Raw genomic sequence first — 25,025 nt, forward strand, 5'->3', positions numbered from 1 at the left:
GCAGCAGGGGTACGGCCAGCAGGCCGCCCAGCCGGGTTACGGTCAGCAGGGTGGGACGGGCGCCTACGGGCAGCCCGACTACGGCCAGCAGCAGGGTTACGGCCAGCAGGCCGCCCAGCCCGGTTACGGTCAGCAGGCCGCTCAGCCCTCCTACGGCCAGGACTACGGTCAGCAGCAGGGGTACGGCCAGCAGGCCGCCCAGCCGGGTTACGGTCAGCAGGGTGGGACGGGCGCCTACGGGCAGCCCGACTACGGCCAGCAGCAGGGCTACGGCCAGCAGGCCGCCCAGCCCTCCTACGGTCAGGACTACGGTCAGCAGCAGGGGTACGGCCAGCAGGCCGCTCAGCCCTCCTACGGCCAGGACTACGGTCAGCAGGCGGCCCAGCCGTCCTACGGTCAGCAGCCCTCCTACGGGCAGCCCGACTACGGTCAGCAGGGCTACGGCCAGCAACCCGGTTACGGCGCCCAGGCGTCCATGTACGGCCAGGGGTACGGTCCCCAGGGGGTCACGCCCCCCGGTGCGCCGGCTCCGCTGGCCGAATGGTGGCAGCGTCTGGTGGCGAGGTTGATCGACGGCATCATTCTGGCGATCCCCACGGTGATCCTCAGCCTTGTGCTCGCGGCGATCCTTATCACCAACGGCGGTTTCGACCTTGAGAGCGGTGTGATCACCCAGCCCTCGGGGTACGCCCTGTCGACTTTCCTGACCACCATCATCGCCGGTCTGATCTATGTCGCCTATGAGTTCCTGATGTTGCGGCAGAACGGTCAGACCGTCGGCAAGATGGTCATGGGTATCAAGGTCGTCCGGGTGGGAGGCGCTCTGCAGGGCGGTCTCTCCCCCGATGTCGCCATCAAGCGGGCGGGCGTCTCCTACGGCCCCTACGCACTGAGCGGCATTCCGCTGGTCGGATTCGTGCTCAACATCTTCACTCTGGTGAACGTGCTCTGGCAGCTGTGGGACAAGCCCCTGAAGCAGTGCCTGCACGACAAGGTCGCCGCGACGGTGGTCGTCAAGACCAAGTAGTCGCGGGAAAAGGGACCGGCGGGTTGAACCGCCGGTCCCTTTTCGTGTCCGCGCCCCGGTGCGCCGGGTTTCGTGTGCGCGTTCGCGTGTGACGGGAAACACGCCGGAGGGCGTGCCCGGTAACGAGGGCCCCTCAGGACGCGATGGAAGCGCAAACCCATTCGAGGCGGCACGAGGAGCGTTATGGCCGTCCACCCCCCTCCCTCGCCGACAAACGCCGTGCGCCACGGACGTCACGGCGCCCCCACCCCCAAGGGCCGCGGGATGAACAACTACGCGGTGCGGCCTTTGGACAGCCGTCCACACGGTCTTATGGGGCCCCAAAGGGAGAACGCGCGCCGCGGGGAGTTCGCGGACAGACGGCCGAATGGATCGCGGCCGGGGGAGGGCATCCTCCCGGGCGGCGCCGACTTCGCGTCCCCCAAGGGATTGTCCCGCCACCCGACTTCCCCTTCCCGAGGCTTCTTAGCGATGGCTCAGGAGGCGTCCTGGTGTCACATGGTTGTTACGGAGTCCGCTCCTGTTTGGTGGTTATAAGGTCTACGACTATGTCCTAGATGCCAGACAAGGACGTACTCTTGGTAAGAAAACAAGGAAGATCCGTCTTCTTCTGTCGGCGGAGTCGCACCACGGCCCCCCGCAACATGAAGAGGGCAACTATCCATACGGGTGTTCTTCGCACCAGGGGCATTGTCGGCGGTGAACCCGCCCGAGGTGATCTCCGGCTTCGTGGACGGCCCGTTTGATCTTCCCTTCCAGACCCCTCACCAGGGGCTACGTGAGCAGGAGGCCGTACGGCTCCGCAGTCGCCGAGCCGGGACCGCAATGGTTTTCCGGTGGAGTGATCATCACAAGATCGCCCTGCCGGTTTTTCCCTCCGGCTTTACGGAGCGCAACCGGTAAGACGGCTGGAGAGAAGCATTAAGGTAGTGAGCGGCAGGTCTGTCTGCCCCAGTGACACCCACCGACCGCAGGTGACGCTATGGTCATCCGTGGACGGAACCGGACCGATCGAGCGCGTCCTCCCAGCGTGGCCCGGGTTGTCGCAGGCAAAATTTCCATGGTCTCCGAAAGTTACCCACGGTGCGGAGCGAGGACGAATGAACGAGGTATTGTCCGCGTTGATACCCCCGGTGGTCGTCGGCGGGGCCTTCATCTACGGAGTTGTCAAGCTTCTTCGGAGTGAAGCCGCCGGCCGTCGCCCGGCAAAACGACGGGATCAGGTCGAGTCGCAGAACGGTTGATCACTCCCCGGGCTCGCGGGGCGACGAGAATCGCCGGGCTCCTGGAATTGCCGCTCTCCGATTGCGGGTATATGTTTAGCTAGCGAATGAAACAATACTCCGCGAAAGGATTGCGTAGATGGCCAAGCAGATCCAGGAGATACTCATCGACGACCTCGATGGGGGCGAGGCCAATGAGACCGTCGCCTTCGCGATTGACGGCACCAGCTATGAGATTGACCTCAGCGACGTAAACGCGAAGAAGCTCCGCGACTCCCTGTCGCCTTTCGTGCAGAGCGCCCGTCGTTCCGGTGCTCTGGCTCCTCGCCGTCGTCGTGCGGGTGGTACCCGGGCACTCACGAGGGAGAAGAGCGCCGACATCCGGGCGTGGGCCAAGTCCCACGGCCTCAACGTCAGCGAGCGCGGTCGAATCGCCTCCAAGATCGTCGAGCAGTACGAAGCGGCTCACTAGATCGTTGAATCATGCGGTTATGGCGGCCACGGTGGGGTCCGGTGGCGGCCATGACCGCATGACGCGTTTGAGCGGCCGATAAACGTCGTTCGCTTGCGGCGTATCGGGAACATCGCACCCCCCGCAAGTAGTTGGATGGAGGGTGAACGCCCTGCTCTCGGGGAACGTCTTCTGCGTAGAGCGGTCGCCGGGTCGGGGCTACCATGCGGGATGACAGGGCCCGGATATCCCGGACCTGCCTGACCGCTCTGTGAGGAGCGACGAGATGTTCGAGAGGTTCACCGACCGCGCACGGCGGGTTGTCGTCCTGGCCCAAGAAGAGGCCCGGATGCTCAACCACAACTACATCGGTACGGAGCACATTCTTCTTGGCTTGATCCATGAAGGTGAAGGCGTTGCCGCCAAGGCTCTGGAGAGCCTCGGCATCAGTCTTGAAGGTGTGCGTCAGCAGGTCGAGGAGATCATCGGCCAGGGGCAGTCTGCGCCGTCGGGGCACATTCCCTTCACCCCGCGTGCGAAGAAGGTCCTTGAGCTGTCGCTCCGTGAGGCCTTGCAACTGGGACACAACTACATCGGCACCGAGCACATCCTGCTCGGCCTCATCCGTGAGGGCGAGGGTGTCGCCGCACAGGTGCTGGTGAAGCTGGGCGCGGATCTCAACCGCGTCAGGCAGCAGGTCATCCAGTTGCTCCACGGTTACCAGGGCAAGGAGCCGGCCGCCTCGGGCGGTCCGCAGGAGACGGCGCCGTCGACCTCCCTTGTGCTGGACCAGTTCGGCCGCAACCTGACCCAGGCCGCCCGCGAGGGCAAGCTCGACCCGGTCATCGGCCGGGACAAGGAGATCGAGCGGGTCATGCAGGTCCTGTCCCGCAGGACCAAGAACAACCCCGTCCTGGTCGGCGAGCCCGGCGTCGGCAAGACCGCCGTCGTCGAGGGCCTGTCGCAGAAGATCGTCAAGGGCGAGGTTCCGGAGACGCTCAAGGACAAGCAGCTCTACACCCTCGACCTGGGCGCCCTGGTCGCGGGCTCGCGCTACCGCGGTGACTTCGAGGAGCGCCTGAAGAAGGTGCTCAAGGAGATCCGCACCCGCGGCGACATCATCCTGTTCATCGACGAGCTGCACACGCTCGTCGGCGCGGGCGCCGCCGAGGGCGCGATCGACGCCGCCAGCATCCTCAAGCCGATGCTGGCCCGTGGTGAGCTGCAGACCATCGGCGCGACCACGCTCGACGAGTACCGCAAGCACCTGGAGAAGGACGCCGCGCTTGAGCGCCGCTTCCAGCCGATCCAGGTGGCCGAGCCCAGCCTCAGCCACACGATCGAGATCCTCAAGGGCCTGCGCGACCGTTACGAGGCCCACCACCGGGTCTCCATCACCGACGGCGCCCTGGTCGCCGCCGCCCAGCTCGCCGACCGCTACATCAGCGACCGGTTCCTGCCGGACAAGGCGATCGACCTCATCGACGAGGCCGGCTCGCGCATGCGCATCCGCCGCATGACCGCGCCGCCGGACCTGCGTGAGTACGACGAGAAGATCGCCAACGTGCGGCGCGACAAGGAGTCCGCGATCGACGCGCAGGACTTCGAGAAGGCCGCGGCGCTGCGCGACCAGGAGAAGCAGCTCCAGCTCAAGCGGGAACGCCGCGAGAAGGAGTGGAAGGCCGGCGACATGGACGTCGTGGCCGAGGTCACCGAGGAGCTCATCGCCGAGGTCCTGGCCACCGCCACCGGCATCCCGGTCTTCAAGCTCACCGAGGAGGAGTCCCAGCGACTGCTCCGCATGGAGGACGAGCTGCACAAGCGGATCATCGGCCAGGACGACGCCATCAAGGGTCTGTCCCGCTCGATCCGCCGCACCCGCGCCGGTCTGAAGGACCCGCGCCGTCCGGGTGGCTCGTTCATCTTCGCCGGTCCCTCCGGTGTCGGTAAGACGGAGCTGTCCAAGTCGCTCGCCGAGTTCCTCTTCGGGGACGAGGACGCGCTGATCATGCTGGACATGTCCGAGTTCATGGAGAAGCACACCGTCTCCAGGCTGTTCGGCTCGCCTCCCGGCTACGTCGGATACGAGGAGGGCGGTCAGCTCACCGAGAAGGTGCGGCGCAAGCCGTTCTCCGTGGTCCTCTTCGACGAGATCGAGAAGGCGCACCCGGACATCTTCAACTCGCTGCTGCAGATCCTGGAGGACGGTCGCCTGACCGACGCCCAGGGCCGGGTGGTCGACTTCAAGAACACCGTCATCATCATGACGACCAACCTCGGTACCCGTGACATCTCCAAGGGCATCGGGGTCGGGTTCGCGAAGGCCAACGACAACGAGTCCAACTACGACCGGATGAAGGCCAAGGTGCAGGAGGAGCTCAAGCAGCACTTCCGGCCCGAGTTCCTCAACCGTGTCGACGACATCGTGGTCTTCCACCAGCTCACGCCGAAGGAGATCATCAAGATCGTCGATCTGATGCTCGCCCAGGTGGCGCTGCGCCTGAAGGACCGCGACATGGGTCTCGAAGTCTCCGACGACGCCAAGCAGCTGCTGGCCGACCGCGGTTACGACCCGGTGATGGGTGCCCGCCCGCTGCGCCGTACGATCCAGCGCGAGCTGGAGGACACGCTGTCGGAGAAGATCCTGTACGGCGAGCTCCGGCCCGGCCAGATCGTCAAGATCGGCGTCGAGGGCGAGGGTGACAACGCCACCTTCACCTTCGTCGGCGAGGCCGCGCCCACGGACCGTGTCCCGGACTCGGCCGCCGCCATCGCGGAGCCGATCCAGCACTAGGCCGAACGGTCCCCGGGGCTCCATCCCCGAAGGACCGGCAGGTCAGAGAACTGAAGCAGACCCCGTCGTGAGACATCACGGCGGGGTCTGCTCATTTGTTATACAAGGAGGTGTCCTACCACCAAAGGTAGTACTACACTCTGTAGAGTGAGCCTGGCCAAGGCTCACCAAGTGAGCCACACATCGTGCTTTCCGCGGCGAGATCGCCTTCCGGGGTCAGCCGCGCGGCGTACCGGCGAATCACCTGCAGAGGTGACGCGGTGACCGGCCTCCGCGCGGGATGCTCGGCCCACCAGGCGGGTCCCAGGACCACCTGATCGAAAGCACCACACGCTTGGAGGCATCGGATGCGTTTGCGACACCAGGACGGGACTCTCGTTCACCTGTCCTACAACGCGGGCGTCCATCCCGCTGAGGACCTGGAGAACCTGATCGCCCACCTGACCAGGTACGCCGTTCCGGTGCGCAAGCGCCTCGGCGTCGGGCGGATGGGCGTCGGACTCTGGCTCTCCCCGAGCGTGGCCGACCACCTCATCGCCGACCGGATCGAACTGGTCCGCCTGCGCCGTTCCCTGGAGGAGCGCGGCCTGGAGGTCGTCAGCCTCAACGGCACCGGTGGCCGTAACCAGGAGAGCCCCGGCCCCGACTGGGCCAAGCCCGAGCGGTACCGCTACACGATGTCCCTGGCCAAGATCCTGGCCTTCCTGCTCCCGGACGACGTCCAGTTCGGCAGCATCTCCACCATCCCCATCGGCTGGCGCCGTGACTGGCCCGCCGACCTGCACGCCATCGCGGCCCGCCGCCTCGAACGACTCTCCCGCGAACTGCGCGGCCTCTACAGCGTCACCGGAAAGACGGTCAGGGTCGGCTTCGAGCCTTGGCCCGGCTGTGTGCTGGAGACCACCAAGCAGGCCCTCGAACGCGTCTGCGGCATCGACTCCGAGCATCTCGGCGTCTGCCTCGACGCCTGCCACCTCGCGGGCGGCGCGGAGCAGCCGGAGGACGCCCTGCGCGGCCTGGCCGCCGCGGGTGCCCCCGTCGTCAAGCTCGGCCACGTCCACAACCACTTCGGTGACGCCTGTCAGGAGCTCCCCAGCACCCGTTCCGTACTTGAGGACACCCTCACCGCGATGCTCTCCGGCGCGGTGAACGGCACGGCCCACATCGAGGTCGAAACCCACGGCCTGGCCGTACCGCTGCGCGCGAAGGGCCCCGGCGCCCTGGTCAACATGATCGCCGAGGAACTCGACTGGGCAAGGACGAACCTGACGGCACTGGGCCTGACACTCGCTGCGTGACCTTTTGCGCCGCCCGGCGGCGTGTCTCTTTGCGCCGCCTCGGCGTCGCGGGTTCGGGTGCTTCGAGCCGGCGCTTTCCCTCGTCACTGCGTCGCTTCGCTCCTGCGTTCCTCAGTCCAAGCGCCGGCGCACCCGAACCGTGTCTCTTTGCTCCGCCTGGCGGCGTCGCGGGCTTGGGCGCTTCGGGTCGGCGCTTTCCCTCGTCGTTCGTCCGCTGCGCTCCCTCACTCCTCAGTCCAAGCACCGACGCGCCCAAGCCGACACTCCTCACACTTGGCACCGGTAAAGCACAGGCAAAACCCCTCACTCCTGGTGTGGGGGGCGTCGGTTTCCTCGGCTCAGGTGGTGGGAGCACCGAGGGCAACAGGCCTAATTTCCTTGGTTCGGGCGTTGAAAGGTGCCGGAACTGCCTTTGGCGCGCATGGGCCGGGTTTCGTTGGGCTCGTGCTGGTTCAGCTCAGCTATGCGCTCCTTTCCGCGTGGGGGCTTCAGCTGCGGTGGTTGGTTCCGGGTGGGGGTCGCGCGGGTTGCTTCAGCGGGCTGGAGGGCGCTGGGCAGACGAAGTCAACGGTTCTTCGGTAGTGATCACGTCGGACCAGGCCGCCACCCTCGGTGCGTACAGCGGGAGCCAGGACGAGGCCAGGGGAAACCCACAGCCCGGTGGGTCTGCGGCATGGATAGGGGGCCCGGGACGGAGTCAGGGAAGGGCCACGGTTCGGCATGGGGAGTGGCGTGGCGGGCGCTGAGGTGTGGAGTCAGGGAAGGTCCACGGCTCGGTTTGGGGAGCTGCGCGTCTGCGGGGTGTGGGCTGGGCGGAGCGTGGCCCGTGAGGCAGAGGGTGGGCTTCAGGGGGAGTTCGTGGCCTGGGCGCGGGAGGGTGAAACCGCGTGTGAGTGTGGAGAGGGCACGCCAGGTGAAGGCCGGAAAAGGCTATGCGGAAGAACCTGTCAACGGCGGCTGAACCTTGACCCCCTGGCGTCGCCTGAATTCTGACCCCCTTGATGTGCTTGATCATTACTGCTCGTTGCTGTGGCCGGTCGCGGGGACACGGCCCAGATCACGGTTCTTGAGGCGATAACTGTCTCCCTTGAGACTGATGACCTCGGCGTGATGAACCAGGCGATCGATCATCGCGGCGGCCACCACATCGTCGCCGAAGACCTCTCCCCACCGGCCGAACGGCTTGTTGCTCGTGACGATTACGCTCGCTCGTTCATAGCGGCTGGAGACCAGCTGGAAGAACAGATTGGCGGCCTCGGGCTCGAACGGGATGTAGCCGACCTCGTCGACGACCAGGACCGGGATGCGCGACAGCTTGGTCAGCTCGTCTTGGAGTTTCCCGGCGGCATGAGCCTCGGCCAGGCGGTCGACCCACTGGGCGACGGTGGCGAACGCGACCCGGTGCCCGGCCTGGCAGGCACGAATACCCAAACCGATGGACAGGTGGGTTTTGCCGGTGCCGGGCGGGCCGAGGAAGACCACGTTCTCCCGGGCGGCGACGAAGTCCAACGTCCCCAGATGAGCGATGACCTCACGCTTGAGAGAGCGCTGATGGTCATAATCGAAGTCCTCCAGCGCTTTGCGGGCCGGGAACCGGGCGAACCGGATCCGGGCCTCGCCGCCATGGGATTCACGGGCCGATACCTCTCGTTGCAGGCAGGCGGCCAGGAACTCCTCATGACTCCAGGATTCGGCCCGGGCCCGCTCGGCCAGCCGGTCGACGGCGGCGGCCAGTGACGGCGCTTTGAGCACCCGGGTGAGATAAGCCAGCTCAGCACCGATGTTGCGGGAGGCAGCGGTGGATGGCCTGCCCGTCGCGGGCATCACCTCACCCATTACGCCACCCCCTCGATGCCCAGCATGACGTCGTAATCGCTGAGCCGGCGCTGCTCGACGTCGGTATCAGCCAAGCTGGCGGTCGCGGCGGCCGCCATTGGCAGGCGCGTGCCGCGCAGCAAAGCGGCGGCGTGTTCATGGGCGGGGTCGGTGATGGTCTGATGTGGTGCCCAGCATCGCTCATGCCGGGCAACCGCCTGCCCGGCGCAGGTCACCCTGACCTGCCCCAGATCGGCGACAACCTCGACCATCCGGCCGATCACCGAAGGGTGCACCGAGTAGTCACACGAGGCGATCCGCACGTAGTGATCGCGCGGCAGCCGGACCGAGGCGCGCCATCCAATCGCAGGGGCGACGGGCGGCAACGCCACCATCGCCGCCAGATCCGCGCCCAGCCGGTCCGCGGGCCGACACTCCAAGCGTCGATGATGACGGCTGTTGGCCTTGGCCAGCCAATCGGCGAGCTGAGCGTTGAAGTCCTGCGGGGAGGCGAAGCTGCGGCCGGGCAGAAAGGAGGTCTCCAGATAGCCGTTGGCTCTTTCCACCAGCCCCTTGGCTTCGGGGTCACCGGGCCTGCACTGGGCAATCCGGATGCCCAGAGCGCCGCGAAACGCGGTGGCGTCGGCGGTCAGCCGGGGTCTGCCATGCTTCCACTGGCCGATCGCCGACTCGTTGTCCCAGATCAGCGTCTTGGGTGCCGCCCCCAGGTGCGATAGCAACGCCCAGTGCCCGGCGAACAGGTCCCCGGCCGTGCGAGAGGGCAGCATCCGGGCCATCAGCCAGCGTGAATAGCCCGACACCATGACCAGTACCGGTGGGCTGGCCCGGTGCCCGGCGCCGAGGGGGATCTTCACCGGCGGGAACCACAGATCGCATTGGGCCAGTTCCCCGGCCTGGTAGGTCGTCCGGGACGACGGGTCGACCGGTTTGTAGTGCGGCCGCAGCAGCCGCACCCGCTCCTTGAGCACGGTCAGCGACCGCTGCCAGCCGATCCGTTCAGCGATCACCGTCGCGGGCATGTCCGGGAACTCGGTCAGTAATTGCCGGATTCGCGGCTCGACCGCGTCCACGATCGAGCCTTTGCCGGCCCGTCGGTACTTCGGCGGTGTCTCGGCCGCCAGCGCGCTTTTCACGGTGTTCTTCGAGATGCCCATGCGCCGGGCGATGGCCTTGATCGGCATCGCTTCGGCTCGGTGCAACCGGCGGATCTCCGCCCAGTCCTCCACCTTGATCACCCTCCAGAGTGACTGAAGGGGGGTCAGTTTTCGGCCGTCGCCACAGGGTCAGTTTTCACCCGTCGCTGACAGAACCGGGAAAACCGATCTGGGTGGTGTGAATTGGAGGAATCCGAGGCGGGTTGAGAAGCGGGCGGTGGTGTGGGCCTATCAGGTAAGGAAAAGTCCTGAAGAAGTAGACGGGTCAGGAAAAACCGCGGTACGGCCCCGGAATCCCAAGATGTGAGCCCCGAGAAACCGCGTTGCAAAAGCCTCGGAAACTGTAATGGGGGGAAGGGCAGGTCAGCGGAGGTGGAAGACGGCCTTGTGGCTCTTGAGGTCGGGAGTGCGGACCATGGCCACATAGGTTCCCGCCTTGGCGGCGGGGCGATGGGCTGAGCAGTCGCTGCCGGAACGGTGCCGGTTCCAGTCGATCTGCCGGACGTACGGGATGCCCCGGTCGAGCCGGCGGATCTCCTCGGCCTCTCCGCTGACGCAGTCGGCGGACGACCAGATCCGGTCGTCGCCCGAGGTGATGCGGACCTCAAGCGCCCGTGCCCCCACGTCGGCGGTGCACATCACCTTGTTGGTGTTCACCAGCGTGACGATGAACTGGGGCCGGCTGCCCCCGGGGTAGACCTCGCTCCGTCCGCGTATGTCCAGGACCAGGTCGGACGGGTCGCAGGTCTGGCCGGGGCGCCTGATCTGGACCTTGGGCTTCGCCTTGACGACGGCGGCCTTCGGGGAGGGGGTGGCCTCGGGGGACCGTGGGGAGGGAGGCGTCGGGGTGATCGTCACCGCGGGCAGAAGCGCCAGGACCGGATCCGGTGACGGGGACCCGGTGGCCGTGCCGTTCGCCCGGGGGTCGTCGTCCTGTCCGCCTGCCGAGCAGGCCCATGCCACCAGGGCGACCACCATGAGCACACCGAGGAGCGCGACCATCCGCCGCCGCCAGTAGACGTCCACTCCTATATCACTACGGAAAGTGTCCGGATCCATACGCACAGTATGGTGACTCTCCGTGGGCCGTGAAGGGCGACCCGCCGCTCTGGTCGTCGTTTCGGAGGGCGGGGTCCGGCGAAGGCGGCGAAGCACGTCCGGAACGGCACTATCGTCGGAGAGTGCCCGAGTCGAACCTCCTGTTGGAGCCTGTCCTCTCCTGGTACGCCGACAACGCGCGTGACCTTCCATGGCGGACCGAGGACGCCTCCCCCTGGTCGATCCTGGTCAGCGAGATCATGCTGCAGCAGACTCCGGTGGTCAGGGTGCTTCCCATCTGGACGGAGTGGATGGAGCGCTGGCCGACGCCCGCGGCCCTGGCCAAGGAACCGCCGGGTGAGGCCGTACGGCACTGGGGGCGTCTTGGGTATCCACGGCGTGCCCTCAACCTGCACGCCTGCGCCAGGGTGATCACCGACGAGCACGGCGGGGAGGTGCCCTCCGACCACGCGACCCTGCTGACGTTGCCCGGTATCGGCGAGTACACCGCCGCCGCGGTGGCCAGTTTCGCCTTCCGGGGGCGATACGCCGTGCTGGACACCAACGTGCGCAGGGTCCTCGCGCGGGCCGTGCGGGGGGAGGAGTATCCCCCGAAGGCCACCACGCCCGTCGAGCGCAAGCTCGCCGCCTCGCTGCTGCCCGGGGAGGAGGACGCCCCGGTCTGGGCGGTGGCCGTGATGGAACTCGGCGCCCTGGTCTGTACGGCTCGCGCCCCCCGCTGCGCCGACTGCCCGGTCGTCGGCCTGTGCGCCTGGCGGCTGGCGGGCAAACCGCCCTACGAGGGACCGGCGCGTAAGGGGCAGACCTACGCGGGTACGGACCGTCAGTGCCGGGGGCGGCTGCTGGCCGTACTCCGTCAGGCCCACGAGCCCGTCCCCAAGGACGCTCTCGACGTGGTCTGGGACGACGCCCCGCAGCGGGAGCGCGCGCTGGACGGCCTGGTCGCTGACGGGCTGGCGGAGGTTCTCGACGACGGGACCTACCGTCTTCCCACCTGAGATCGCCGAGGCACGCACCGGCTTGAGGGCCGGTTCGCGGTGGAACCCCGGGAGGGCGGGTCAGACGTAACGTTCCAGGATGGACGACTCGGCCAGGCGGGACAGGCCCTCGCGGATGTGCCGGGCCCTGGCCTCGCCGACGCCGCCGACCTCCTGCAGGTCGCCGATGCTGGCGGCCAGGAGCTTCTGCAGGCTGCCGAACTGGTCGACCAGGCGGTCGACGACCGTCACGGGCAGGCGGGGCACCTTGGCCAGCAGCCGGTAGCCACGGGGGCTGACCGGGCTCTCCAGGACGTCGGTACCCGACTGGCCGAGCACGTGCGCGACGGCCGTCAGGTCGAGCAGGCCGTCGGAGGAGAGCTGGTCGAGGTCGTGCAGGGCGTCGGCGAAGCGGCGCGGACGTCGTGCCGAGATGGGGAGGTAGTCGCGCACGATCAGCTCACGGTCGCTCTCGGTCCCGGCGACCAGCTCGTTGAGCTGCAGGGAGAGGAGCCGGCCGTCGGTGCCGAGCTCGACCACGTAGCCGGCGATCTCGTTGGAGATGCGCCGGACCATCTCCAGGCGCTGGGCGACCACGGCCACGTCGCGGACGGTCACCAGGTCTTCGATCTCCAGGGCGGACAGCGTGCCCGAGACCTCGTCGAGCCGGAGTTTGTATCGCTCCAGAGTGGCCAGCGCCTGGTTGGCCTTCGACAGGATCACCGCCGACTCCTCCAGCACATGGCGGATGCCGCCCAGGTAGAGGGCGATGATCCGCATGGACTTGCTGAGGGAGATCACGGGAAGGGACGTCTGCACGGCGACGCGCTGGGCCGTACGGTGCCGGGTGCCCGACTCGTCGGTGGGGATGGATGGATCGGGCATCAGGTGCACCGCGGCTCGGACGATCTTGTGGTCGTCGGAGCTCAGCACGATGGCGCCGTCCATCTTGGCCAGTTCGCGCAGTCGGGTGGCGGAGAACTCGACATCCAGCTCGAACCCGCCGCTGCAGATCGCCTCGACCGTGCTGTCGTAGCCCAGCACGATGAGACCGCCGGTGTGGCCGCGAAGGATGCGTTCCAGGCCGTCGCGCAGCTCGGTGCCCGGCGCGACCGCGGCCAGGACACTTCTGCGGCGTTCGTCGAGTCCTTGTTCGTCGAGTCCTTTGTAGGTGGCTGCCACATGACCCCCGTGGTCCGCGTATAAGGTCTAGCTTACCGGCGAAGGTCCCCCCGAGTCCGGAATCACCGGATCGCCTCTCCTAAGTGACATGAGTGAGGGCGTCCCAGACGTTTTCCGCCTCAACGACATCGAAACCTGGCATGAAGGATGTGCCCCGGCCGCCGACCGGGACCAGGGTGCGGTCGCCGTTGCGCCTTTTGCCCGAGTCGAGGGACCCGGAGGGGACCAGGGCGCGGGTGAAGCCGAGCCTGGCGGCCTCCGACAGGCGGCGCCGTACGTCGCGAACCGGGCGGAGCTCACCGGCCAGGCCGACCTCGCCGAGCACGACCAGGCCGGGGGGCAGCGGTTTGTCCCCGGCGGCGCTGGCGACGGCGAGCATCACCGACAGGTCGACCGCGGGGTCGCTGAGCTTGATGCCGCCGACGGTCGCGGTGAACACGTCGCAGCCGCCGAGCTTGGCGTTGAGCCGCCGTTCGAGCACGGCGAGCACCATCGTCACGCGGTAGGTGTCGAGCCCGGAGGAGGAGCGGCGCGGCTGCTGGGCCTCGGTCCGCGCGACCAGGGCCTGGACCTCGGCGGGCAGCGGGCGGGTGCCCTCAAGGGTGACGGTCACGCACGTGCCGGGGACCGGGTCGTTGCGGTGGGAGACGAACAGGCCACTGGCGTCGGCGATGCCCTCGATGCCGTTCTCGTGCAGGTCGAAGCAGCCGACCTCGTCGACGGGACCGTACCGGTTCTTGATCGCGCGGACCATGCGGAGCCGGGAGTGGCGGTCGCCCTCGAAGTGGAGCACGACGTCGACCAGGTGCTCAAGCGTCCTGGGGCCCGCGATGGAGCCCTCCTTGGTGACGTGGCCGACCAGGACCGTGGACATGCCGCGCTCCTTGGCCAGCCTGATCACGTTTCCCGCGACCTCTCTGACCTGGGTGACGCCGCCGGGGACGCCGGTGGCCAGGGTCGAGCCGATCGTCTGCACCGAGTCGACGACGAGCATGTCGGGCTGGACCTTCTCCACATGGGCGACCAGCGCGGCCAGGTCGGTCTCGGCCGCGAGGTAGAGGCGGTCCTGGATCGCGCCGATCCGGTCGGCCCTGAGCCGCACCTGGGAGGCCGACTCCTCACCGGTGATGTAGAGGACGGTCTGCTGGCGCGCGATCTTGGCCGCCGCCTCAAGCAGGAGTGTGGACTTGCCGATGCCGGGCTCTCCGGCCAGCAGCACGACCGCGCCGGGGACCAGGCCGCCGCCGAGCACCCGGTCGAGCTCGCCGACCCCGGTGCTGCGGGCCTGCGCGACCTCGGCCTTGACCTCGCCGATCGGGACGGCGGGGGCGGAGACGGCGCCCGCGGAGGCCACGTTGACGCCGCCGCGCGCGGTCTCCTCCTCGACCGTGCCCCAGGCCTGGCACTCGCCGCAGCGACCGACCCACTTGGCGGTCTGCCAACCGCACTCACCACAGCGATAGCCGACCCTCTTTGCCATGGCCGCGAGGCTACCGGTCCCGACCGACAACTTCACCCGTCGTGTCCCGGGCGCGGGCGAGGAGGCCGGCCATGCGCAGGCGGTGCTGCGGGTTCTGGGGCGGCTCGGTCCCCGCCTGAGTCGTGGGGTCCTTCCCCGTGGATCACCGGGAAGGGCCCCACGGGCTCAGATGTGGCCTTCGAGCTCGGCCAGGAGCAGGCGCTTGGGCTTGGCGCCCACGACCTGCTTGACGACCTCGCCGTTCTTGTAGAGGTTGAGCGTGGGCAGTCCGAGCACGCCGTACCTGGCGCTGATCTCGGGGTGGTCGTCGGAGTTGATCTTGGCGATCGTGACGCGGTCGCCGTACTCGGCGTCGATCTCGTCGAGGACCGGCGCGATCATGCGGCACGGCGGGCACCACTCGGCCCAGAAGTCGACCAGGACGGGCTTGTCGCTCTCCAGCACCTGTTCTGCGAAGTTCTCCGCGGTCAGGGTGATCATTTCTACTCCCGTTTCGTCAGCACGCATCCGGGGCAGGCCGTGGACAACTGTCCGGCGACCTCGGCCCTTCGGACCAGTAGCGCGCGGATCTCGTCGTCGATCTCGGCCAGCTTGCGCCGGTAGACCTCGACGGACTCGGGACAGTCGGCCCCCGACTCGTGCCCCGCCCGAAGGCAGGCCACGAACGGCTTGGCGTCCTCCAGGGTGAACCCGACCGTGAGCAGCGACCTGATCTCGGTGACGAGCTTGAGATCCGCCTCGCTGTACTCCCGGTAGCCGTTCGCCGTCCGCCGAGCCCTGATCAGCCCCTGCTGCTCGTAGTAACGCAGCGCCCTGGGGCTGACCCCGGCCCGTCTGGCGAGCTCCCCGATCCGCATCCGGTCCTCCTTACGGCGCCACGGTAAACGTTGACGTCAGTGTCAGGGTCAAGCCCCGGACCGGGGGAACGCATTCCCGGCGAGGTCAGAACCGCTTCCAGCGCAGGAGGTTGGGATATTCGAGCTCCACCCCGGACGTCTCCGCGATGGCCCGCGCCGCGACCTCCGGCGTGAACTCGATGCGGAGCACGGCTTCGAGGTCGGTACGGCGCTCGAAGGCCATGCGCAGGTCGAGAGGCTGGGTGTGCCAGCCGTTGCGCCGCCAGAACTCCTCGACGGAGGCGGAGGAGTAGGACGGGAGCGAGGCGCTGAACCAGCGGCCGAAGGCGCCGCGGGTGGCGTCCAGGTCGATGACGAAGGCCGTGCCGCCGCGCCGTACGACCCGGGACAGCTCCTTCAGGCCGGGTTCGCAGCCGGGGCCGAAGAAGTAGGCCCAGCGGGCGACGGCCACGTCGGCCGAGGCGTCGGGGAGCGGCAGGTCCTGGGCGGTTCCCCGGCGCACGTCCACGTTCGGCAGGGAGCGGCAGCGGCGTCTGGCCAGCTCGACCAGGTCGTCGTGCGGCTCGACGCCGACCACCCGGGCGGCCCGCGCGGACAGGGACGGCAGGTGGTAGCCCGTCCCGCAGCCGATGTCCACGACCGTCGCGCCGGTCAGCGGCCTGACGGCGGCCATCGCGGCGTCGGCGACCCCCTCGGGATCGACGGCGCGGTTCTCCAGCTCGTAGATCTGCGGGGTGTTCCAGATGTTCGGGCTGGGAATGGCGCCCTTGGCAAACCGCGGCATGCCCCCAACCGTAGCGACGGCGCCCGGGTGATCCGCGCCACGTCAAGCGGGCGATACGCCATCGTTCCCCGAGCGCGCTTAGGCTGGCAACGTGAGTGAGAGAACCGACGGCGGTAGGGGGACCCGCTCACGCGAGCTCTGGCCGGGAGGCGAGGAATCCGTATGAGCGTTACCCGAGCATCCACCGCGAAGATCGCCCTGTCCACGGCGTCGGTGTACCCGGAACGCACCCCTGACGCCTTCGAGCTGGCGGCCCGGCTGGGATACGACGGCGTCGAGATCATGGTCGGCGCCGACCCGGTCAGCCAGGACGTCGACGTGCTCGAACGGCTCAGCGACCACTACCAGCTGCCGATCCTGGCGATCCACGCGCCGTGTCTGCTGGTCACCCAGCGGGTGTGGGGCAAGGACCCGTGGGTCAAGCTCCAGCGGGCGCAGCGGGCCGCGGAGCGGGTCGGCGCCAGGACGGTCGTGGTGCACCCGCCCTTCCGCTGGCAGCGTGACTACGCCCGCGAGTTCGAGGTCGGCCTGGCCAGGATGCGCGAGGAGACCGACGTGGTCTTCGCGGTGGAGAACATGTTCCCGCTGAAGGCCAGGGGCAACGAGGTGGTCCCCTACTCTCCCGGCTGGAACCCGATCGACTACGACTTCCCCCAGGTCACCCTGGACCTGTCGCACACCGCGGTCTCCGGTGTCGACGCCAGGGAGATGTTCAACAAGCTCGGCGACAGGCTGGCCCACCTGCACCTGGCCGACGGGCTCGGGGTGGCCAACAAGGACGAGCACCTGGTCCCCGGGCGGGGCAACCAGCCGTGCGCGGAGATCCTGGAGCGCATGGCGGGCAACGGCTACGACGGCCTCGTCGTGCTGGAGATCAACACGCGCAAGGCGAGCGGCCGTACCGAGCGGATCGACGACCTCGCCGAGGCGCTGGCCTTCGCGCGGCGGCACCTGGCCCCCTCGCACGCGTCGGGGGCGAAGGGCTCGGGAACGGCGGGCTCGAAGGGGTGACCGAGCAGCAGTCCCCTGCGGAACAGGACACCGGGCGGGGCGCGGGCCGTACGGCTCCCGCAGGGCGGAACGCCGGGCGGGACGCGGGGCGGAGCGTCAGGCAGGGCGCCGAGCGGGGCACGGAACAGGACACCGGGCGGGACGCGGGCCGTACGGCGGGCGGGCGGCGCCTCGGGCGCAGGCCGGGGTCGGCCGACACGCGTGGGCAGATCCTCGCGGCGGCCCGTGAGACCTTCGCGGAGAAGGGCTTCGACAAGGCGACGGTGCGGGGCATCGCCCGGCGGGCCGAGGTCGATCCGGCGCTGGTCCACCACTACTTCACCAGCAAGGAGGGCATGTTCGTCGCGGCGATGGAGCTGCCGATCGACCCCGAGGACGTGGTCCCCATGCTGCTGGCCGGACCGCGCGAGGAGATGGGGGAGCGGCTGGCCGAGTTCGTGCTGACGATGACCTCGCACGCCCAGGCGCGCCAGCCGTTGCTCGCGCTGGTCCGCACGGCGATGACCAACGAGCAGATGGCCACCCTGATCCGTGAGTTCATGACGCACGCCCTGGTCGACAGGGTGGCGCAGGCGCTGGACATCCCCCCGATCAGGATGGAGCTGGCCTTCGCCCAGATGTTCGGCGTGGTGCTGGCCCGTTACGTGCTCAGGCTGGAGCCGATCGCCTCGGTCGACGTCAAGGAACTGGTCGGGCTGCTCGCGCCCACGATCCAGGGGTATCTCGACCCCGTGTCCTGATGCGGTCCGGTGGACAGATTATTGTTCTACAGGACAGGTTGACCGTATGGTGGCCATGGTCGTCGTGTGTCGCCGTCCGTCGCACGGCATCGCGGCGGCGCGGGACGATCCGTCGCAACCGTGGACGGGCCGCGGTCGTACGCCTGACAGCCACCGCCGTCTGTGGGAGGACCCGTGCTCTGGGTAGCGATCATCGGGCTGATCATGACCGCCGTCGCGCTCGCGCTCGCCGCGCGTCGTGTGTTGTTCCTCTACAAACTCGCCACCGTGGGGGCACCGGCCCCCGAGCGGATCGAGTACGCCAGGGACAACGTCGGCACCGAGATCAAGGCGCAGCTCGTCGAGGTCTTCGGTCAGCGGAAACTGCTGAAGTGGACCACCTCGGGCACCGCCCACTTCTTCGTCATGTGGGCCTTCTTCATCCTGGCGACCGTCTACCTGGAGGCGTACGGCACGCTGATCCAGGGCGCGATCACCGGGACGCCCGACTTCCACATCCCGATCATCGGGACCTGGCCGGTGCTCGGCTTCCTGCAGGACTTCATCGCGGTCGCGGCCCTGGTCGGCCTGGTCGTCTTCGCGGTCATCAGAGTGAGGAACTCGCCGAAGAAGCTGGGCCGCAAGTCCCGCTTCTCCGGTTCGCACCTCGGCGGAGCCTGGCTCGTCCTCTTCATGATCTTCAACGTGATCTGGACGATGTTCCTGTTCAGGGGGGCCGCCCACAACACCGGCAACCTGCCCTACGCCTCGGGCGCGTTCGCCTCCGAGGCCACCGCGGCGCTGCTGTACCCGCTGGGTGAGACGGCCAACGAGGTCCTCGAAGGCGTCGGACTGCTGCTGCACATCGGCGTCATGCTGGTCTTCCTGATCATCGTGGTGAACTCCAAGCACCTGCACATCTTCACCGCGCCGCTGAACGTGCTGTTCTCCCGCCGCCCCGACGGCAACGGCCCCGCCCAGCCGCTGCGGATCGACGGCAAGGTCGTCGACTTCGAGGACGAGGACCTCGACGGTGACCGGCTCGGCCGGGGCAAGGTCGAGGACACCACCTGGAAGGGCTTCCTCGACTTCTACACCTGCACCGAGTGCGGACGCTGCCAGTCGCAGTGCCCGGCGTGGAACACCGACAAGCCGCTGTCGCCGAAGATGCTCATCATCGACCAGCGCGACCACGCCTTCAAGATCGCGCCGTACCTGTCGGCGACCCAGGAGCAGCGCGCCGACCTGCACGAGGACGTGCTGGCCCTGCTGGACAAGCCGCTGGTCGGCGAGGACGGCGTCATCCACCCCGACGTGCTGTGGTCCTGCACCAACTGTGGCGCCTGCGTCGAGCAGTGCCCGGTGGACATCGAGCACATCGACCACATCCTGGACATGCGCCGCTACCAGGCGATGGTGGAGTCGAACTTCCCGTCCGAGGCCGGCGTCATGGTCAGGAACCTGGAGAACAAGGGCAACCCGTGGGGGATGTCCGAGATGAAGCGGGCCGACTGGATCGAGGAGCTGGCCGGGCGCGAGGACGACCCCATCGAGATCCAGCTCGTCGACGAGAAGATGCCCGAGGACACCGAGTACCTCTTCTGGGTCGGCTGCGCCGGAGCCCTTGAGGACAGGGCGAGGAAGACCACCAAGGCGGTCGCCGAGCTGCTGCACATCGCGGGGGTGAAGTTCGCGGTGCTCGGCCCGATGGAGGCCTGCACCGGAGACCCGGCCCGCCGCCTGGGCATGGAGTACCTCTTCGACATGCTGGCCAAGCAGAACATCGAGACGCTCAACGAGGCCGGGGTCAAGAAGATCGTCGCGACCTGCCCGCACTGCTTCAACACCCTCGCCAACGAGTATCCGCAGCTCGGCGGCACCTACGAGGTCGTGCACCACACCCAGCTGCTGGCCAAGCTGGTCGACGAGGGCAAGCTGGTCCCGGTCACGCCGATCGAGGAGAAGATCACCTACCACGACCCCTGCTTCCTCGGACGCCACAACAAGGTGTACTCCCAGCCGCGCGACATCATGGCCAAGGTCCCCGGCGTCAAGGCGCAGGAGATGCACCGGCACAAGGAGCGGGGCTTCTGCTGCGGCGCGGGCGGCGCGCGGATGTGGATGGAGGAGCGGATCGGCAAGCGCATCAACACCGAGCGGGTCGACGAGGCGCTGACCACCGACCCGGACACCATCTCGACCGCCTGCCCGTTCTGCCTGGTCATGCTGGGCGACTCGATCAACGAGAAGAAGAACGCCGGCGAGGCCAAGGAGACGCTTGAGGTCGTCGACGTCTCCCAGCTGCTGATCAAGTCCATCAAGGGGTAGGCCGGAACCCCGGTTTCGCCGTCCAGGTACGGCCTGCGACTTGCGGGCCGTACCTGACATGGGGTCAAGATTGCGCGAAAAGGACAGATGGTCGGAAACTTATCCTGTCTATAACAGAAAAATCACGGTAATCTCAACGTCGCGGCAGCCGTTCGACGGGGAGGGGGCTAACGGTGCATGTCGTCGTAACCGATGCCGAGGTCACCCTGGCCGACGTCCTGTCCCTCCGCCTGGCCATCGACGAACCGCTCAGTGAGGGCAGTGAGCTGGTCCTGCGTCAGCGGGGCACGGCCGTCGAGCACACGCTGGCACTGGGGGCGACGGGAGCCGGGGCGCGTGACGCGACGCTCGCCTTCTCCCTGGCCCCGCTGCCGCTCAGCCCCGGCCGCTGGGACACCTACCTCAACCAGGACGGGTCACGGACCAGGCTGCACAGCGTCGACCCCGGCTTCTCCCTGGACCACATCGACGCCTACGCGCTGAGCAGGCGCACGATGTCCTACCGGGCCTACCGGACCCGCAACGGCTTCCTGGCCCTGAAGATCGACGAGGCGGAGCCGGTCGCCGAGGTCCGCGCGGTCTGGTTCCGTGAGGGCCGCTTCGAGGTCACCGGCCTGCTGGCCTTCACCGGCCTCGACGACGACGAGTCCCGGCACGAGGCGCGCCTTTCGCTGCGCCACGACGCCTCCGGCTCCGCGCTGACCGCGGCCGCGACCGTCCAGGGGGTGCGCTTCCACGCCGCGCTCTCCCTGTGCGACCTGTGCGACGTGGTGGCCGGAGACCCCACCCAGCCGACGGCCTGGGCGCCCTCACTGGAGATCGACGGCCTGCCCGCCCCGCTGCGCCTGGCCTCCCGGCTCGACGACGTGAACGGCAAGCGCCGCCGCCTGCACTACCCGGCCACCCGGGTGGACGGGGTGCCGATCCGCCCCCGCTACACCGCCGACGACGAGCTCACGATCGAGGTCGGTGGATGAGGATCTGCCTGCTGGTGCCCTCGATCTGTGGCATGCGCGGAGACGTCAGGTCCGTGGTCAACCTCGCCGGTGAACTGGCCGAGCGCCACGAGGTGGAGATCCTCAGCGTACGGCGCCACCGCGACAGGCCGTTCTTCCCGATCTCCGCCAAGGTGCGGCTGTCCTGGGTCGTCGACGACCGGCCCGGTGTGCGGCACCTGCTGCCCAGGGGACAGGTGCACGCCGAGGTCGCCCTGTGGCGGCGGCTGCGCGCCCTGCGGACCGACGCGGTCGTCTCGACCAGGCCCGGCCTGAGCGTCCAGGTCGCCCGGCACGTCCCCCGGGAGACCGTACGCGTCGCCCGCGAGTGGGGACGGCCCTCCCCGCCGGGGCCGATCACGAAGTTCTACCCCCGGCTCGACGCCGTCGTCGCCGCGACCGAGCGGGGCAGGCAGGACTGGGACCACCTCCTGCACGGCGGCGCCGACGTCAGGCTGATCCCCGACGCGCTGCCCGCGGGGCCGTGGCCGCGCTCCCGCATGGACAACCGCATCGTGGCCGCGGGCGGGCGCTGGGTGCCGGTCAAGGCCTACGACCGGCTGATCCGAGCCTTCGCCGTCGTCGCCGACAAGCGCCCCGACTGGCGCCTGCGCCTGTACGGCGGCGGCCCGGAGGAGCGGCGGCTGCGCTCCCTGGTCCAGGACCTGAACCTGCACAACCACGTCTACTTCATGGGCACGACCTCCGACCTGAGCGGCGAGTTCGCCAAGGCGTCGATCGTCGCGGTGACCTCGCGGGCCGAGACGCCGCAGACGCCCGGCATGACGGTGATCGAGGCGATGGCCAGCGGGGTGCCGGTGATCGGTTTCGACAGCCCGAGCGGGCCCGGCGAGTTCGTGGTCGAGGGGCGCAGCGGGGTCCTGGTGGCCGAGGGGGGCGCCGAGATCGAGGCCTACGCTGGCGCGCTGCTGGCGCTCATCGACGACGAACGGCGGCGCAGGGAACTCGCCGCCGGCGCGCTCGGGGCGGCCGCGGTCCACACGGCGCCCGTGGTCGCCGAACAGTGGGAGAGGCTGCTGACCTCCTCCTCTTCCTGAAGGCCGTCCACGGCGGGACAAGTGCTCGATCACGGCCTCTTCCCGTCGGGCGCGACACGGGTACCGTTGGGACATGCATGGCTACAGCGGAGACAAGCAGGCCTATCTGACCAGGCTGCGGCGGGTCGAGGGACAGATCAGAGGCCTGCAGCGGATGGTCGATGAGGATGCCTACTGCATCGACGTGCTGACCCAGGTGTCGGCCGCGACGCGGGCGCTCCAGGCGGTGGCGCTCGGCCTCCTGGAGGACCACATCTCGCACTGCGTCGCCGACGCGGTCAACTCCGGCGGACCCGAGGCCCAGGAGAAGATCAAAGAGGCCTCGGCGGCGATCGCCAGGCTCGTCCGGTCATAACTAGTCACAGGACCCCTTCACGAACTACGTCCCGGACTCCGAAGGGGGAGTCCGGGACTAGGTCGTTCAGATGGTTCTCTCATCGGCCTCAGCAAACAGCCGAGGCGCTCAATCCGAGCGCGTTGTCGAGCTCCGCCAAGGTGAGCGGCCGTTCGCTGGTGGCAACGGCGCTCAGCACCTCCGCGTAGAGCGCGATCTCGTCCAACGCGACACGGTCGTGGACCCTTGAGTCCAGGTCGTCGTGCCCCACCGCGTCGTCCTTCCTTCCGCAGCCCACACCCTCTCCGAGGTTACGGTGGGCGGACTTTCGTGCCCATGGCCCATCGGGACCATTCCTCACGACACCACCACAGCCCCAACGGGATCGTTTCCCGATTTTGAGATCACAATTCGGCAAATTGCCAGATATATATGGGGTCCAAGAGATACAGCAGTGACGGGAGTGAAATAACTAAATCTGTGAGTTAATCGCGCTGAACCGTGTCAGAAGTGACGCGGGAAGGTTCCCGAGGTACCCGGGACGGGATCGTCACGTTCGTGCGTCAGACGGTGCACGACCGCGGCGGCCGTGGTGAACCCCCGCTCGGGCACCGGTGTTCCGGTCAGGTTGCACCACGCCAGCCCCATGGCGTAGGCGGCCCCCAGGAAGGCCGCGGCCCCCGCCCTGTCGGGTGGGTTGAGCGCGGAGGGCAGCCTGCCCGAACGGGGCCAGCACCCCCGTAACGGATGCGAGGGGTCGGAGAGCACCACGTGGAGGATGTGCCGTAACTCGGGATCGAGCCACGGATAGAGCGGGTCGGCCGCCCTGGGCCCGAAGGCCGACAGGTCGGCGGCCAGCAGCGAGGCCGCGACCGCCCGCGGCTCGGCGCCCTTCGGCACCAGGAACCCCAGCGTCCCCACCAGGTCGTAGATCGCGTGCTGGAAGTGCTCCCCCGGGGAGTCGTCGGGCAGCGTCACGTGCGGCGGGCACCGCGCCAGCCACGCCTGCCGTACCGCGTCGTCGCCGTAGTGCGCCACCGACGGGTCAGGCCCGGTACGGCGCAGCACCGGGTCGATCATGGCCAGCAGGACGTCGGCCCTGGGCCGGAAGCGCGCGTCGTACCTGATGGTCGCGGCCGTGTCCGCCATCAACGCCACCAGCCGCAGGCCCGCCTCCGGGTGACCGGCCCTGACCCGCTCGCCGTACAGGGCCGCCAGGTCGGCCAGCGAGGCCGGAGGCAGCCAGCGCACCCACTCGTCGCCGGGCAGCGGGCGGGCGAGGAACTCGCCGAACATCGACAGCAGCACCTCGTTGCCGTCGAAGGCGGGCGCGTAGGCGCACCACATGAGCGTGCCCCAGATCGCGGCGACGGGGCTGGGGACCTCCCCGGCGAAGAACTCGGTGAAGGGGCCGGTGAGCGGGAAGTCCTGGACGCGCCTGCCCCGCTGGGAGACGACCAGGTCGCGCAGCCGCTCGGTGATCTCGTACGGCACGTCGGGGCCGACGAACCCCTGCACCGAGCCACGGTCGGCGGTGAGGTCGTGGATGCCGGGGACCAGCTGCGGCGGGACCAGCGAGGGCGTCCGCACCACCTGGGCGCCCGTGCGCAGGGCCGGATCGGCGGGCGGGGCCGTCAGGTGCCAGCGGCCGTCGGCCGGGTCCTGGCGGTACCACCGGGCGCGCGCGCCGAACAGCCAGCGCCCCCCGTCCGGGGTGGCCAGGACGCGTGAGGAGACGGCCTCGGCGCGGGCGACGGGGGGCAGCGTCCCCCACCGGGGATCGCCCACGAGGGCACGCAGATCCCTCTCGATGGCGTCAAACCCGTCCCAGTGCCGCACGGCGGTCATGTTACCCATCCACCCCCGGCGGGCGCCCTACAACGGCCACGGGCCGCTCAGACGGGCTGGACGACGGCCGCGGCCCGATGCCTGGCGGCCTTGGCCACGTAGTTGTCCGGCGTGCGGGCGAAGGAGGCGCGGTCCTCGTCGGTCAGCTCGCGGACGACCCTGCCCGGGACCCCGGCGACGAGCACCCCGGCCGGGATCCGCTTGCCCGGCCCGACCAGCGCGCCGGCGGCCACCAGCGAGCCCGCGCCGATCCTGGCCCCGCCGAGCACGATCGCCCCGATGCCGATGAGCGCCCCCGTCTCCACGTGCGCCCCGTGCACCATCGCCTTGTGCCCGAGGCTGACCCGGTCCTCAAGCACGGCGGGCTCACGCGGATCGGCGTGCAGGCAGCACAGGTCCTGGATGTTGCACTCCTCGCCGACCTCGATGAGTTCGTCGTCGCCGCGCAGGACCGAGCCGTACCAGACGTTGGCGGCGCGGCCGAGCCGTACCCGGCCGACGATCACGGCTCCGGGGGCGACGTAGGCCTCGGGGTGGATCAGGGGGGTCGCGTCGCCGTCGAGGGCCGCGACGTAGGGGGAGGCGTTCATGCATCGATGGTACGAGGGGG

At 68.7% G+C, this 25,025-nt stretch carries 22 protein-coding genes; 11 read left to right on the top strand and 11 right to left on the bottom strand.

The genetic code is table 11. The features are described from left to right. From ABZ470_RS10965 to ABZ470_RS10980, 4 genes are all read left to right on the top strand, one after another. A partial coding sequence (locus tag ABZ470_RS10965) for an RDD family protein (RefSeq protein WP_362911190.1) occupies positions 1–1,027 on the top strand: 1,027 nt, incomplete at its 5' end. A 1,362-nt stretch (positions 1,028–2,389) separates the two neighbouring features. After that, positions 2,390–2,722, top strand: a complete 333-nt coding sequence (locus ABZ470_RS10970) for an Lsr2 family protein (RefSeq protein WP_184724583.1) — start codon at positions 2,390–2,392, stop codon at positions 2,720–2,722. A 265-nt stretch (positions 2,723–2,987) separates the two neighbouring features. Further along, a complete protein-coding gene (locus tag ABZ470_RS10975; RefSeq protein WP_352014102.1) occupies positions 2,988–5,495 on the top strand; it encodes an ATP-dependent Clp protease ATP-binding subunit in 2,508 nt (835 codons plus the stop codon). 347 nt (positions 5,496–5,842) lie between these two features. Beyond that, positions 5,843–6,793, top strand: a complete 951-nt coding sequence (locus ABZ470_RS10980) for a TIM barrel protein (protein WP_352014101.1) — start codon at positions 5,843–5,845, stop codon at positions 6,791–6,793. 1,014 nt (positions 6,794–7,807) lie between these two features. Here the strand turns inward: ABZ470_RS10980 and istB are convergent. The 3 genes from istB to ABZ470_RS10995 form a co-directional block, all read right to left on the bottom strand. Then, entirely contained in the window at positions 7,808–8,629 is an 822-nt protein-coding gene (gene istB, locus ABZ470_RS10985; RefSeq protein WP_362911191.1) for an IS21-like element helper ATPase IstB, read from the bottom strand. Further along, entirely contained in the window at positions 8,629–9,864 is a 1,236-nt protein-coding gene (gene istA, locus ABZ470_RS10990) for an IS21 family transposase (protein ID WP_362911192.1), read from the bottom strand. Before istA ends, istB begins: the two co-directional genes overlap by 1 nt. A 282-nt stretch (positions 9,865–10,146) precedes the next feature. After that, on the bottom strand, positions 10,147–10,842 hold the full coding sequence (locus ABZ470_RS10995; RefSeq protein ID WP_362911193.1) for a hypothetical protein: 696 nt from the start codon (positions 10,840–10,842) through the stop codon (positions 10,147–10,149). Between the two features lie 122 nt (positions 10,843–10,964). Here ABZ470_RS10995 and ABZ470_RS11000 point away from each other — a divergent pair, with 122 nt between their 5' ends. Further along, positions 10,965–11,840: an A/G-specific adenine glycosylase gene (locus tag ABZ470_RS11000; RefSeq protein ID WP_362911194.1), complete on the top strand. Its 876-nt coding sequence runs from the start codon at positions 10,965–10,967 to the stop codon at positions 11,838–11,840. A 60-nt stretch (positions 11,841–11,900) separates the two neighbouring features. On the opposite strand, the gene disA is transcribed toward ABZ470_RS11000, so the two are convergent. The 5 genes from disA to ABZ470_RS11025 all read right to left on the bottom strand — a co-directional run bounded on the left by disA (position 11,901) and on the right by ABZ470_RS11025 (position 16,122). Continuing rightward, positions 11,901–13,001, bottom strand: coding sequence for a DNA integrity scanning diadenylate cyclase DisA (disA, locus tag ABZ470_RS11005; RefSeq protein ID WP_352014098.1), 1,101 nt, complete (start codon positions 12,999–13,001; stop codon positions 11,901–11,903). A gap of 79 nt (positions 13,002–13,080) precedes the next feature. After that, positions 13,081–14,481, bottom strand: coding sequence for a DNA repair protein RadA (gene radA, locus ABZ470_RS11010; RefSeq protein ID WP_352014097.1), 1,401 nt, complete (start codon positions 14,479–14,481; stop codon positions 13,081–13,083). A 165-nt stretch (positions 14,482–14,646) separates the two neighbouring features. Beyond that, entirely contained in the window at positions 14,647–14,961 is a 315-nt protein-coding gene (trxA, locus tag ABZ470_RS11015) for a thioredoxin (RefSeq protein ID WP_352014096.1), read from the bottom strand. A gap of 2 nt (positions 14,962–14,963) precedes the next feature. Beyond that, positions 14,964–15,338, bottom strand: coding sequence for a MerR family transcriptional regulator (locus ABZ470_RS11020; protein ID WP_352014095.1), 375 nt, complete (start codon positions 15,336–15,338; stop codon positions 14,964–14,966). A gap of 85 nt (positions 15,339–15,423) precedes the next feature. Further along, entirely contained in the window at positions 15,424–16,122 is a 699-nt protein-coding gene (locus tag ABZ470_RS11025; protein ID WP_362911195.1) for a class I SAM-dependent methyltransferase, read from the bottom strand. A gap of 162 nt (positions 16,123–16,284) precedes the next feature. Here ABZ470_RS11025 and ABZ470_RS11030 point away from each other — a divergent pair, with 162 nt between their 5' ends. The 6 genes from ABZ470_RS11030 to ABZ470_RS11055 all read left to right on the top strand — a co-directional run bounded on the left by ABZ470_RS11030 (position 16,285) and on the right by ABZ470_RS11055 (position 22,588). Beyond that, the gene (locus ABZ470_RS11030; RefSeq protein ID WP_352014093.1) at positions 16,285–17,133 is read left to right on the top strand and encodes a sugar phosphate isomerase/epimerase; all 849 of its coding nucleotides are present in this window, start codon (positions 16,285–16,287) and stop codon (positions 17,131–17,133) included. Continuing rightward, positions 17,130–17,873, top strand: a complete 744-nt coding sequence (locus ABZ470_RS11035; protein WP_362911196.1) for a TetR family transcriptional regulator — start codon at positions 17,130–17,132, stop codon at positions 17,871–17,873. Before ABZ470_RS11030 ends, ABZ470_RS11035 begins: the two co-directional genes overlap by 4 nt. 174 nt (positions 17,874–18,047) lie before the next feature. Then, positions 18,048–20,180: a heterodisulfide reductase-related iron-sulfur binding cluster gene (locus tag ABZ470_RS11040; protein WP_362911197.1), complete on the top strand. Its 2,133-nt coding sequence runs from the start codon at positions 18,048–18,050 to the stop codon at positions 20,178–20,180. 173 nt (positions 20,181–20,353) lie between these two features. Continuing rightward, positions 20,354–21,157 (top strand): hypothetical protein, encoded by an 804-nt coding sequence (locus ABZ470_RS11045; RefSeq protein WP_352014090.1) that lies wholly within the window; start codon positions 20,354–20,356, stop codon positions 21,155–21,157. Continuing rightward, positions 21,154–22,233, top strand: coding sequence for a glycosyltransferase (locus tag ABZ470_RS11050; protein ID WP_352014089.1), 1,080 nt, complete (start codon positions 21,154–21,156; stop codon positions 22,231–22,233). Before ABZ470_RS11045 ends, ABZ470_RS11050 begins: the two co-directional genes overlap by 4 nt. A gap of 73 nt (positions 22,234–22,306) precedes the next feature. Then, positions 22,307–22,588: a metal-sensitive transcriptional regulator gene (locus ABZ470_RS11055; RefSeq protein ID WP_352014088.1), complete on the top strand. Its 282-nt coding sequence runs from the start codon at positions 22,307–22,309 to the stop codon at positions 22,586–22,588. 88 nt (positions 22,589–22,676) lie between these two features. On the opposite strand, the gene ABZ470_RS11060 is transcribed toward ABZ470_RS11055, so the two are convergent. The 3 genes from ABZ470_RS11060 to ABZ470_RS11070 form a co-directional block, all read right to left on the bottom strand. Next, positions 22,677–22,865 (bottom strand): hypothetical protein, encoded by a 189-nt coding sequence (locus tag ABZ470_RS11060; protein WP_352014157.1) that lies wholly within the window; start codon positions 22,863–22,865, stop codon positions 22,677–22,679. Between the two features lie 206 nt (positions 22,866–23,071). Then, a complete protein-coding gene (locus tag ABZ470_RS11065; protein ID WP_352014087.1) occupies positions 23,072–24,415 on the bottom strand; it encodes a hypothetical protein in 1,344 nt (447 codons plus the stop codon). Positions 24,416–24,462: 47 nt separating this feature from the next. Continuing rightward, entirely contained in the window at positions 24,463–25,005 is a 543-nt protein-coding gene (locus ABZ470_RS11070; RefSeq protein WP_352014086.1) for a gamma carbonic anhydrase family protein, read from the bottom strand. Positions 25,006–25,025: the final 20 nt, after the last annotated feature.

Source organism: Streptosporangium sp. NPDC020072, from assembly GCF_040631445.1.
Taxonomy (GTDB): Bacteria; Actinomycetota; Actinomycetes; order Streptosporangiales; family Streptosporangiaceae; genus Streptosporangium.